Origin of the sequence: Jeotgalibacillus marinus, assembly GCF_040801915.1 — a bacterium.
Taxonomy (GTDB): Bacteria; Bacillota; Bacilli; order Bacillales; family Jeotgalibacillaceae; genus Jeotgalibacillus; species Jeotgalibacillus marinus.
This window is the reverse complement of the sequence record NZ_JBFMIA010000264.1, coordinates 1-244: the sequence shown is the minus strand read 5'-3', so window position 1 is coordinate 244 and position 244 is coordinate 1. Positions and strand designations below refer to the sequence as shown.

Here is a 244-nt window from a genome sequence, read left to right as displayed (position 1 = left end):
GCTTGCAATGTTTTGTCCACATCTTCTTTCGTCTGCGCCGTTTCTCCGCCCCCCCCTTCTCCCTTCTCCTTCTTCCCCCCCCCCCCCTTCTTCTCCCTTTTCCTCTCCCCCTCCTCCCCCCTCCTTTTTCTTTCCTCTTTTCCTCCTTTCCCTTTCCTTCCCTTCTCTCCCTCTTCCCCTCTTCTCTTCTCTCCTCTCTCCCTCTTTCCCCCTCCTTCCCTCTCCCCTTCCCTTCCTCTCTCTC

General features: G+C 57.0%; 1 protein-coding gene. It reads right to left on the bottom strand.

Translation table 11 applies throughout. The annotated features are described in order from the left end of the window. A partial coding sequence (locus AB1471_RS19125) for a hypothetical protein (protein ID WP_367781044.1) occupies window positions 1-244 on the bottom strand: 244 nt, incomplete at both ends.